We start from the raw sequence: 12,764 nt of genomic DNA on the forward strand, positions 1-12,764 counted from the left end.
AGTTGCCAGAAAGCAGTTAATTTTGACTCCCGGAGGTTACACGGCGCAAATAGTTGTTGAAAGGCATCTAGCTGGGCCGTTGGACTTCTCCAGGAGCAAAAATCCGGAAAATAACTGCCTTTTAGCAACTATCGGATGACAACTCCCAGTCTCGCGGAAAAATAACTGCCTTCTAACAACTGTCCGTCGGCGCCAACCATTTCCTCGCCCTACCCCCAACCTGCTTGCCAACCACGCCGGCATCGGCCAACTACCCAACGCCCAGCCAACACTCCAAGCCTCATACAGTCACTCACCGCCAACTACCCACCGCCAAGTCACATACCATCCAGCCACCCACCGCCCAGTCACATACCATCCAGCCACCCACCGCCCAGTCACACACCATCCAGCCACACACCGCACAAAGACCAATCGGCCAACTACCACCCGCCACTTCCCGCCCGCCAACCGCACACAGATAAAAGGCGCGCGGATCAGCACCGTTCCCTCAAGGCCGCTGCCGATGCACCTGCACGTCGAATTTCGGTTAGAGCGGGTTCGAAAGCAGCAGGCACAGTAAACGAAGACGCGATCGCGGAGGGCAGCGGCGAAAGGCAAGTTAGTCGGACGGTACCGGATTAGCGCCAACTGTGTCTGTTTGCGCGAGATTAAATAGTTAGTTTGTAAGGGGCGGTTAATTTGGCGACCGTTGCGGATTTTCGGAGCGATTACCGGACAAGCGGAGGCGCACGAACGTCATCATGGAGAGGTGCGGACCTGTGAGCGCGAGCGGAAATAAAGAAAACATCGTCCGTGGGCTGCGCAGCCTTTACGCGCTAATCGTCAGGTTAATTGGCGTTTTCGGCTTTTTCCAAGCGAACAGATCGGTTGACAGCGGCAAGAGAATGAATCTATAATCAAAATGTAAGTAAAATTGTAAGACTTACAGTAAGTTAAAGGAATAGCTTGCGTTGTACGCTGCCCGCGCATCTGATTTCGTTTTCCGTTCCTAACTGTAAGCGGATTCATGCCTTGCCTAGCCATGCAACCAAACGAAGGAGGGGATTTTGTGCTGCGCAAATGGACGTCCGTCACGTTGGCCATCGCAATTGCAGCCGCATTGGCATTACCGTCGGGAGCCTGGAACGCTTCCCGCGCATCGGCGGCGGAGAAGTCCGTCGTCTACGACATGCCGAACGGAAGCTTCGAATCGCCGCTCGCCGGTACTTGGGACAGCGCGGGCGTCACGGAGACGGAGCATTATCTCGCCATGGAGCCGGGCAGCGCCGTCTGGCAGGGCATCCCGGTGACGAACGACGGCAAGGGCCCTTCGGCCGGCGATGTCGTCTATGGCGAAGTGGAGGTCACCTTGAGCGCCGACGCGGACGGCGATGCGAACGTCATGCTGCGGATCAACGACGGCGGACCGGCGCTCGCGGAGGTCAACGATCTCTCGGATACCGCGAGGGGCGAGACCGTCAAGCTGACGACGAAAACGATCCATGCCGGCGGCATAATAGCCGCGGGCAAGCCGGTTATCTACGTGGAGCTGCACAACGATACGCAGGGCGAGATCGACGTGCACCGCGTCAAGCTGTGGGGCGTGAGGGAGGATGGCACGCGGGTGGCGTATCCGGTCGCCAATGCGGACTTCGCCGCGCCGCTCGCCGGCGCCACGGACTGGTCGAGCGCCGGCGCCGTTTCGCGCAAGTCGGCGCTGGTCATGCAGCCGGGCTCGGCCGTATGGAGAAGCCTCCCGGTCGGCAGCGGCGAGCGTCAGCCTCATGCCGGCGACAAGCCGGCCGTCTCGCTCCGGCTGATGCTTCACCCGGACGCGAGACTGACGTCCTCCGTGACGGCCAGAGTGAACGACGGCGCGAACACGCTGCTCGAGATCTCGGATCTGTCCGCCGTCAAGCGCGGCGTCTGGCGCACCGTCAGCGACGAATCGGGACCGCCCGTTCCGGATGGCGCGGCCCAGCTCTGGCTGGAGCTGCACAACGACAATACGGGGCCCATCCGCGTGACGGACGTACAGGTGACGGCCATGCGGGATGACCGCAGCTACGACCTGGACGGCAGCGGCAGCGTGGACGCGGCGGACCTCGCCTTCCTGCAGGCGAAAATAAAACGCGGCACGCTGGTTGCTGAGCTGGACTACGACAAGGACGGTCAACTGACGGGCAAGGACGCCTCCTTTTTCCGAAAATTCGCCTTGAAGGATCCGGCCGAGATTTATGCCAACTTCGATCACTTCCGGTTCATGAACGAGAAGATCGCGATAGACGGGGTTCCGATGTTCATCTCCCATCTGTACGCGGAACCCGTCGACCGGAGCGATCTGGGCAAAGGCTACAAGTGGGTCGGCGATCCGCAGGAGGGGGTGGCCGCGCTCGACGACGTCGCCCGCGCCGTTCTCGTCTATGTCGAGCATTACAAGACGTACGGAGACGCGTACAGCTACGACATGATCAAGCGCGGGCTGTCGTTCGCCATGTGGATGCAGTCGCCGGAAGGCGACTTCGACAACTTCGTGGCCCAGGATGCCCAGGGGAAGCTGTATAAAAAAGACAGCCACTCGTCGTTCACCGGCTTCAGCTTCTGGGCGGTCCGCGCCTATGAGGCGATGGCGACGGCGCTCCCCGTGCTTGAAGCCAAGGACGCGGCATTCGCGGAAAAGGTGCGGACGCGTGCGGCGCTCTGCCTCGAGCGCGTCCGGCAGCTGGTGAAGCCGCTTTACGGCACGTACGACGATGTCGGCGGCAAAAAAGTGCCCGCATGGCTGCTGCAGCGCGACAACTGGCTAAGCGCGGCCGCGATCTCGGCGCTTGCGCAGCATCAGGAGGCGCTGCCTGCCGGGGCGCAGAAAAACACATCGCTTGCGCTCATCCGGATGCTCGGGGAAGGCCTGGCGATGTCTCAGGAAGGCGACTTCATAACGTATCCACTCTCCGCATTCCTGCATAGCGACGGCACCTGGTACGAATGGGGCAGCATCCAGGCAAAAGCGATGGCGATCGCCGGGCAGCTGAGCGGGAGAAGCGATTGGATTCAGGCGGCCGAGCAGGCGGCGGACAGCTTCCTGAGCGATCTGCTCATCTCGGGCAGGGCCTATCGGCTGTCGCCGAACAAGGCGTCTTATCCGCAGATTAATTACGGCACGGCCAGTTACGTGGAAAATCTGCTGGCCTTGTACAGGATAACCGGCAAAACGAAATACGCCGAAATGGCCGGGATCGCCGCGGCCTGGTGGACCGGCGATACGCGCGACGGCGTCGCCATGTTCGACCAGGCGACAGGCGCGGCGTTCGACGGCGTCACCGATAGCGGCGTGAATACGAACAGCGGCGCCGAGTCGGTCGACGAAGCGCTGCGGGCGATTCTGCGGATCAAGCGGGTGCCGGCCGCCGCGCGTCTGATGACGGCAACGAAGGTGGAGAGCCGCGGCGTTCAGACGTTGGAGGCCGAGCAACTCTACAGGCAAGGCGCCGGAGACGACGAAGAGATTGCCGTGGCGGATCTCGGTTTGAACGATCCTGCCAGGGCGCTCCGCAAGCAAAGCAACATTCCGAGCGCGGAAGAAGCCGCCGTTTATGCGGATGCGACTTCCTCGGATGCAGAAGCGGAAGTATACGCCGGCTGGTTCGGCAAGCGGGCGATCTTCGTGGAGGCGACGGGCCACAACAACGTGCGGATCTTCGGCGACGGCTATTTGTACCGTGATGTGCCGATCGGCGGCCCGGACGGATTCAGGGCCGGCGACACCGTCAAGCTGGATTTTGCGGCGCTGCTGCAGTTCGATACCGACCTTGCGGCGGAGGTGCTGGCGGTCGACGCGCAAGGCCAAACGACGCTCCTCGCCGACGACAGCGCGATGACGTACGCCAGCCGCATGTGGTACTCGGGACAATCGACGGTCAAGACGACGCCAAAAGCGCAAATTCCGGAAGGGACGGCCAAGCTGCGCATCCGCTTCTCCAATCGGTCGACGAATCCGCTGCCGCACGAAGGCTATGCGACGGTCACGCTGACCAAGCTCTATCGAATGAGCGTGCCGGAGATCCGGTACGGCAGCCCGTCGCTGTCGCAGGGCAGCTACGTGCGGATGACGGCCGGCGCGAGCCGCAGCTTCGCCGCCGAGGTGCCGGCAGCGGGCGAATACGACGTCTACGCGAGCGTCATTCAGCGCGCGCCGGGCCAGGCTGCGACGCTGTCGGCTTCCCTGAACGGATCTGCTCCGATGAAAACGACGCTGGCCGGGACCGAAGGGCGGATCGCCATTCTCCGGCTCGGGTCCGCCAGTCTGACGCAAGGCGCGGGCACGCTTGTCCTGGGAAGCGACGGCGCCGAGGCGGAGCTCGATGCCGTGTACCTGTACCCCGTCGAAACCTATGCCACGTATCGCGCGCTGGACGGCAGCCTGCACGCGATCGTTCGCGACAGCCGCAGCCGCAGCCTGACCGCCGGTACGCCGGCGGCGGTCGCAGCACGCGACCGCGTCGCAATCGCATCCATAGAGGTCGAAGGCGCGGGCCGGATCGTTCGGGTGGAAGGAACGGTCAAGACGGCCGGCGGCAAGGCGGCAAGCAAGACCGACGTTCGCGTCACGATCGGCGGCATCTCGCAAGAGGAGCGGGTACGCACGGATGCGAACGGCCGGTTCAAGGCGGTGCTCCATCTGACGAAAGGTTGGCAGGCTGGCCTGTACCGGGTGGAAGCCGCGACGGCGACCGGATCGGGCACCGGGCGGATCGCGCTGGCGGGCGACAAGAAGAAGGGATGAGGAAGATGGCAAGCGATGCGGGAACGGTTGAAGGCGTCGATTTGTGCGAAAGGGAGCGGCCGGTCTCGGCGCCGGCTTCGGAGCGGGTCTCCGACCTTGCTTCGGGGGCTACCTACGAGCTTAAAGACGCAGCGGCTGAGGAGCTGTCGCTCAGCGGCGCGGACTGGCGGCTGACGGGCTGGTACCCGAATCAATGGCAGCCCCGGCTGTCCATGGAGCTCGGCGTCTCGATCCTGCCGGCCGTCGCGGAGCTTCCGGCTACGGTGCCGGGCTCCGTGCAGACAGATCTGCGCGCAGCCGGGCGAATGGCGGATCCGTTCGTCGGCCTGGACAGTCTGCACGGCGAGTGGGTGACGCAGCGGGAATGGATCTATTCGAAGACAGTACAAATTCCGGACGGCTGGGAACGGGAACGCTGCGAGCTGGTGTTCGAGGGTCTGGATTACGCCGGCAGCGTGTTCTGGAACGGACGGAAGGCGGCGGACTTCGAGGGGACGTTCCTGCCGGTCGTCGTCGACGTGACAGGCAGCCTGGCGCCGGGCGGCGTGAATCTGCTGCAGGTCATGTTCCGGCAGCCGCCGGAGCTGGACGGCCAGGTCGGCTACTCGTCGCGGATCCGCCATCTGAAGGCGCGCTTCGGCTACGGGTGGGACTGGATCCCGCGGATGGTCGCCGTCGGCATCTGGCGGGACGTCCGGCTTCGCACGTACGAAGGCGTGGCCGTCCGGGACTTCTACCCGGAGGCCGCGCCTGCGGCAGCTGCCGGACAGGGCGCGGTGAGCTTCCGGACGGAGCTCGAGGTCATGCGGTCCGGCGCGTACGATTGCCTGTACGCGCTTGAGGATGCCGAGGGCCGCACGATCTGGCAAGCGAGCCGGCGGGAGGTGCTGCGTGCCGGCCCCGTAAGGCTGACGCTTGCGGCGGAGGTAGCCGGCATCGACCTGTGGTGGCCTGCCGGCATGGGCGCGCAGCCGCTCTACCGGGCGCGCATCGAGCTGCGGGACGGCGATGGCCGCATCCTCGCCGCCGCGGCAAGAACGATAGGCTTCCGCCGCATCGAGTGGCGCGCCAATCCGGGATCGCCGGCTGAAGCCCTGCCTTACACGGCCGTCGTCAACGGCATTCCCGTTTTTCTCCGGGGCGTGAACTGGGTGCCCGTCTCTCCCTATTACGGCGCGGTCACGGAGGCGGACTACCGGGCCCGGCTCGACCCGCTAGCGGACATGAACGTCAACGTGCTGCGCGTCTGGGGCGGAGGCATCATCGAAACGCCCGCGTTCTACGATTATTGCGATCGCCGGGGCCTGCTCGTCTGGCAGGAACTGCTCCAGTCGTCCAGCGCGCTAGACAACTGCCCGCCGGACGATCCGCAGCTGCTTGAGAGGCTCGCGGCCGTCACGACGGCCGCCGTGCGCGAGAAGCGGGCTCATCCGAGCCTGCTGCTCTGGTGCGGGGGCAATGAATTGATGTGGGAAGGCTTCCGCCCGGTCGACGAGCGTCACGCGAACATCGCCATGCTCGCCGGACTGATTCGCGAGCTCGATCCGGGCCGGCGTTTCCTGCCGGCCAGCGCGTCGGGGCCGGCGTTCTGCGCGGATGCGAGAGATTTCGGACGCGGCGTCCATCATGACGTGCACGGCCCGTGGCTTTATGCCGGGAGTCCCGGCCACTACGCCTTCTTCAACGGAGACGACGCGCTTTTCCGCTCGGAGACCGGCACGCCGGGCGCCTCCCGCGCCGGTCTGCTCCGGGCGCTGCGCGGCGCGTGCGACGTTTGGCCGCCGACCGCGGACAATCCGTACTGGACGCATCGCGGCAGCTGGTGGGTGCCGTGGGATGCGGTCAGCGAGTCATTCGGGCCGTGGCGCCGAGACGTGGACGAACTGGAGGAATTCGCGCGCTGCAGCCGTTTTTTGCAGAAGGAATCGCTTCGTTATTCGTCCGAAGCGACGCGCAGGCGCGCGCCGCAAGCATCCGGATTTCTCGTGTGGATGGGCAACGAGCCGTTCCCGAATAACGCCAACACGTCGGTTCTGGAGTACGACGGCATGCCGAAGCCAGCTTATTATGCCTTAAAAAAAGCGTTTGCGCCGATTCACGTGTCGGCCCGATACGACCGGACGGATTATCGGACCGGCGACGCCTTCCGCGCGGAGATCCATCTTCACGCCGAATATGCCGAAGCTTTGCATCCGGCGGCCGGTGCCGTCGTCCGCGCGGCTGCCTTCGATTTCGGCGGCGCGCTGCTGGCGGAGCGGGATTTTGCCGCTTTTCCGCTGCCGTCCGGGTCCACGTCGCTCGGCGCGGTTGCGTTTGCCGTGCCCGAGCTGGCGGAGCCGGTCTTCCTGCTGCGGCTTGAAGCCGCGGCTATGGACGGCCGGACGCTCGCGGAGACGACGTACTTGTTCACGGCGGCGGACGTCGGCTGCTCATGGGAGGCGCTGCGATCGCTGCCCGAGGCGGGGACCGTGACGGTCCTGCCGGCCTCGGCGGCGGACCGCGAAGTTCTGATCTCCAACCAATCAAGCGTCGCGGCGGTCGAGCTGTGGATCGAGGCGGAGGACGACGAGGGACGCCCGGTTCGCTTCGCGGACAACGGATTGACGCTGCTGCCCGGCGAATGCCGGACGGTCGGCTGGTCCGGCGGGAACGGCAGGCTGTCTTCGCTTCGCGCGGAGGGCTTCAACGCAAGAGCAGAATACCGCGGGGAGCATTCATAAAAACAAAGCCGCATCACGGCAAAGGAAGCGAGAGGGGAAACCATGTTGAACGACATTCAAACGGTCCGTCAGGACTACGAACTGGCAAGCGGCGGGCAGACGAAGCTGATCTGGCAATACGATGAGGCGGTCGGCGGTTACGGCTACACGCTGGCATCGCAGGAGGGCGAACAGGCCAGGGCGATGACGCCGGCGCTGCAGCCGCTCGTGCGGGGCGCGCGGTTTAATCTGTTCCCGGCGCGAATAGAGCGGCGTTCGCCGCACGCGCTGGCGTTCGAAGGCGCCGTATTCGAAGACGGACGCCCGCTGTACGAGTGGACCGGCACGGCCGAAACCGATCCGGCGACCGGCTGGGTGCGAATCGAGATCGCGCTCCAGGGTGAAGGGAAGGTGGCGATCGGGAGCGGTCCGCTCGAGCCGGAGATCGCCGTCAACCTGGGCGAATTGCCGCCTTACGAGCGCGGCGACCACGTCTGGTTCAAGACGAACATCGACAATCCGACCAAGTGGAACGACGAAGCGAGAGGCAACGATTTTCCGGCTTGCTATTATTACGATTCGTACAAAAAATTCGGCGTCATGCTTTTCTTCGATATGTCTGCCATGGGGTGGATGGCGGAGGCGGGCATCGAGCGCTTCCTCCATTATCGGTGCGGCTTGCGCAGAACCTACGGCTATGGCCCGGGCGAGCTGGCGGTCGGCCTGATCGGAGACCGCGCGTTCTCGGCCGACATCCCGGTGGCGGGCACCCGTTTCTCTTACGGCATCCGCTGCTTCTCGCTGGACGCGCCGCCGACCGAGCAGAGCGCCGTGGTCGATCTGGTGGAAGCCTGTCTCCATTTCGTCCCGAAGTCGACGGCTTCGCCTCCCAACCGCGCGAGCTGGCGCGAGTTCGGCTTGAAGTGCGCCGCGGACCTGCTGGATACGAACGCGTGCTGGAGCAACGACGGCAGCTGCGACATGCTGATTCCTTACGTCAACGGCGTATCGCCGGCGTGGGAGGAGTCGTTCAAGGCGAAGGGGCTGACGATCGACTTCCGCAACCAGCCCGGACTCGACGCGGCGCTGATGATGATCCATCCGCTTACGGAGCTCGCGGAAACGGCCCCCGCGTCCGAATACACGCTGCTGCGGGATAAGGTGTGGCAATATATCAACCACGCGGGAGGCGAGTTTCTCGGCGAACAGCCGCGGATCTGGGGCACCTGGCAGTACGTTTACCTGCTGCACGAATGGTGGCGGGCCGCCTGGTTCAGAGAAGACGAGGCAGCCTGCGCGCGCATCGAGGAAGCCGTAAACCGGATCGTCATTCCGCTCGCCCGGAAGACGGGCTATCTGTTTCCGCTGTCGTTCCGCGTGCCCGAGCTTCGCAAGCACGGCAACGGCGACAACTATCCGGTAGCCGGCGCCTACGCTTACTTTATGCTGCTGCTGTACAAGGCAAGGAAAGACGCGGAATATCTGGCGGAAGCCGAGCGCTCGCTCCAGGTGCTGCTGCAGCTGCCGGTGAACAGCCTGCACCAGGAGTCGTTCCTGCTGTCGATGGCGGTGCAGGCGGCGGACGGGCTGGAGAGAGAGACCGGGGACGCGTCCTACGGGGAGGCCTACCGCTATCTGCTCGCGCAAAACCTCCGCATGATGTATTGGTACGACGATCCGTCTTTTGCCGATTACCGGATTTGTGGCATGTTCCAGGCATGCACGCCGATGCTGTATCCCGCGTTTTTCGAAAATATCGAATGTTCGGCCCGTATTGCTTCGACGCTGAAGGACAGAGACGCATCGCACGGGTTGCTGCTGGCGTTTAACCAGGCGAGGACCAACAATTACTATTGCTTCCCGCGCTGCCTGCCCGACAAATTCCGGCTGTCGGAGCTCGAATATATTCCGCTGGAAAATCTGGGGACGCTCGAAGACGACAAGACCGGCTACGCGGGCCAGGAAATTTACGGAGCCGGGCAGACCTTCCGCGCGGCGATGCTGTGGGATCAATGGCTGTCCTGTAGCGAGCCGGATATCTACGTCATGAACCTGGACGGCTACGAGCTGACGCGCCGCTCCGACGTCCGCGAAGTGCGAACCTTCCTGGTCGCGAACCTTGGGGAAACGGAAAAGAGCTGCGCACTGGAGACGGGCTTGCCGTCCGCCGGCGCCGTCTTCGAGATGCTGCGCGGCGCGGCCGCGGCGGAGGAGCGCGTCCTGCCGGACGCTGCCGGCCGGGTTGCCGTACGGCTCGCGCCGAACGAGCGGGTGAAGGTTCGGGTGAAGGTTGTCGGTTGAGGCCTGAAGGCCGATGCCTGATTCAAAGGGATGGATGACTCGGCACGGCGAACTGTTCTATACTGTAGGAACTTAAGCCGTAGACGGGAAGGAGCAGCGTCATGAGCCGTGCCGTTGGTTCGAGCCTCTGGCGCGCGATCCGTCTGGACACGCTGCGGGGCCGGCTCAGCATTCTGCTGATCGTCGTGACCATTACGCCGATCGTGTTGATCGGATTTACCTCTTATTACTGGATGTACAAAGGCCAGAGCGAGAAAATCGTCGCGAACTATCAATCCATGGTCGACGGACAGCGGGCCGCCATCGAGAAGGCCGCCGCCACGCTGGGCAGCGTATCGCAGCTGCTCGTCGTGGACGGCGGCCTTGGCGACGATATCATCGCCTATCTGACGGCCGCGGATCCGGTGGAGAAGACGGAGCTGTTCCGCAGCATCGACAAGTCGCTCATCAATATCGCTTACTCGAATCTGATCGTGAACGGACTGTTCTTTTTCATGCCGGATTATCCGTCCGCCTACCAGTTCGAATCCGCGCCGATCAAGCCCGACCTGCCAGACACGGTGCTGCGGCCGCGGCCGGAGGATGTGCTGTACCGGGCAAACCAGCTGATATTTCTCGGACCGCATCCGTCGGCGCTGGCGGGGCACGACGAGCCCGTCCTTTCCCTGACGCGGCTCGTCGAATACGGGGCGGGCCGTTCCTATTATATGTATCTGGAGGCCGATTTCGGCGAGCTGCTGCGGCCGGCGGGAACGGAGGCGGAGGGCGCCCCGCTTAACGTGCTGACGCAAGCCGACGGCACTGTGATGTACAGCGATTTGCCGGAGGGGGCCGAGGTCGGACAGCGCCTGGATCCGCAAAGCGAAGGCTTGAACACATTCAAGCGTTTCGAGTCGGCCGGCGGCGGAGGCTGGAGGCTGTATTCGCTCGTTGGGCTCGACGACTTCCGCCGGGAGCTGCGTCAGTGGCAGCGCCAATTTTTGCTCGTAGCCGCCTTGTCCATTCTGGTGACCATTTTGGCCGCTTCTTATATATGGCGCATGGTGTATCATCCGATTCAGCGCATGAACCGCGCGATCAGGCGCTTCAGTCACGATCCGTCGGCAAAAACGGCGATCGCAACGAAGCTGCAGGAGTTCGATATGCTGTTCGCGAGCTTCCAGTCGATGCGGGAGCGGATCATCGATCTGATCTCGGAGGTCGAGCGCAAGGAGAAGCGCAGGAGCGAGCTCGAAGTCGAAAAGCTGATGAGCCAGATCAATCCGCATTTTCTGCACAATTCGCTCAATACGATCCAATGGCTTGCCAAGGCGAACGGCCAGGACGAGATTTACAATCTCGTCAAGGTGTTCACGCGCGTGCTGCATTACAACCTGGGCAAGGGCAGCATGGTCGTGACGGTCCGCGACGAGATCGTCGCCCTCCGCGATTATATCGAGCTGCAGAACGTCCGGTACGATCACCGGTTCAACGTCTCGATCGATTGCGATCCCAGGTTGGGCGAGACGCCGATCCCGCGGTTCGTGCTCCAGCCGCTCGTCGAGAATTCGCTGTACCACGGGCTGCTGAGCGAGCAGGGCGACATCCGCGTGACGATCCGGGAGGAAGGCGGCGAACGCCTGGACATTACCGTCGCCGACGACGGCAAAGGCATGACCGAGGCGCGGATGAACGAGCTGCTCGAGGGCGGCGGACGCGGACAGGGTCTTGGCATCGGCCTTCAATACGTCAAAAAAATGCTGGACGTGCACTACGGCGGCGCGGCGCGGCTCGAGATCGACAGCGAGCCGGACAAAGGCACGCGCATTCGAATCCTGGTGCCGATCCGGCCTGAAGGAGGCGTCCTCGATGATTAAAGTGCTCATGGTGGAGGACGAGCCGCTCGTTCGCCGGGGCATCGCGAGCATGATGCCGTTCGAGCGGTTCGGCATGACGCTCGTCGGCGAAGCCTCGAGCGGCGAAGAGGCGCTGGAGGCGCTGAAGCGGCTGCAGGCCGACGTGCTGCTGGCCGATATCTCGATGCCGGGCATGAGCGGGCTCGAGCTGCTCGCCATTGTAAGGGAGCGTTATCCCCGCATGCTGCCCGTCATGCTGACCTGCCACCAGGACTTTCATTATCTGCAGCAGGCGATGAGGCTCGGGGCGGTCGATTATATGGTCAAAACGCAGCTCGACGACGATTCGGTCCAGGAGCTGCTCGGGCGCGTGGCCAGGCGGCTGCAGGAGCAGCAAGGCGAGTCTTCGGCCGGCGCTGTCGGAACCGGGATCCAGGGAGACGACATCGCCGCCGCATGGGAGACGCTTAGCTGGCTGGTCGACGACCGCCGGTACGGGCAGATGCTGGACGATACGGCCCGCGCCTTGCCTGCCGCCGTCTGGCGGGGCAAGCTCGAGGAGTCGCTGCAGTTGTGGCTGGACAAATGTCCGTCGCTCGAGCCAGCGCGTCCGGCATCCGGATGGCCGGCCGGTAGCTCGGTATCCGAGCTTGCCGAGGAAGCGGAAGCGTTCCGGTCGGCAGCCCGCCGCCTGCTTCGCGGCACCATGTACTCGGAAGAGGTGATCCGGTCCGTCATCCGGGCGGTGGACCTGCTGCACGAGCGGCCGGGCGAGCGGCCGAGCCAGGCGGACGTGTGCAAGGCGGTGACGTTGAGCGTCGGCTATTTCAGCAAATGCTTCAAGGAGATTACCGGGCAGTCCTACGTTGCGGCAGTGCAGCGCATGTCCCTCCGCGAGGCGGAGCAGCTGCTGCGCAACACGAACGAGCCGGTGTACCGGATCGCGGAGCTGTCGGGCTTCGAGGACGAAAAGTATTTCGGCAAAATCTTCAGGCTCAAGACCGGTCTTACGCCGGGCGAGTACCGTCTCCGCAGCCGGAACGAAATCAAGGCACAGGAAGACGAATAGCCATCCGGGCCATCCAATGACATCCAATGACATCCAATGACATCCAATGACATCCAGTGCCCTCCAGTGCCCTCCAGTACCACCCGGTACGACCC

At 63.7% G+C, this 12,764-nt stretch carries 5 protein-coding genes; all 5 read left to right on the plus strand.

Annotated elements, in window-relative coordinates:
* Nucleotides 1-1,051 precede the first annotated feature (1,051 nt).
* A complete protein-coding gene (locus tag KB449_RS03925) occupies nt 1,052-4,765 on the plus strand; it encodes a hypothetical protein (protein ID WP_282907119.1) in 3,714 nt (1,237 codons plus the stop codon).
* A gap of 5 nt (nt 4,766-4,770) precedes the next feature.
* Nucleotides 4,771-7,485: a glycoside hydrolase family 2 protein gene (locus KB449_RS03930; RefSeq protein ID WP_282907120.1), complete on the plus strand. Its 2,715-nt coding sequence runs from the start codon at nt 4,771-4,773 to the stop codon at nt 7,483-7,485.
* A 45-nt stretch (nt 7,486-7,530) separates the two neighbouring features.
* The gene (locus tag KB449_RS03935; RefSeq protein ID WP_282907121.1) at nt 7,531-9,765 is read left to right on the plus strand and encodes a hypothetical protein; all 2,235 of its coding nucleotides are present in this window, start codon (nt 7,531-7,533) and stop codon (nt 9,763-9,765) included.
* Nucleotides 9,766-9,866: 101 nt separating this feature from the next.
* Nucleotides 9,867-11,621 carry a sensor histidine kinase gene (locus tag KB449_RS03940; RefSeq protein WP_282907122.1) on the plus strand — a complete coding sequence of 585 codons (1,755 nt, stop codon included), beginning with the start codon at nt 9,867-9,869 and terminating at the stop codon, nt 11,619-11,621.
* The gene (locus KB449_RS03945; protein WP_282907123.1) at nt 11,614-12,669 is read left to right on the plus strand and encodes a response regulator transcription factor; all 1,056 of its coding nucleotides are present in this window, start codon (nt 11,614-11,616) and stop codon (nt 12,667-12,669) included. Before KB449_RS03940 ends, KB449_RS03945 begins: the two co-directional genes overlap by 8 nt.
* The last annotated feature ends 95 nt before the right edge of the window (nt 12,670-12,764 follow it).

Origin of the sequence: Cohnella hashimotonis, assembly GCF_030014955.1 — a bacterium.
Lineage (GTDB): Bacteria > Bacillota > Bacilli > Paenibacillales > Paenibacillaceae > Cohnella > Cohnella hashimotonis.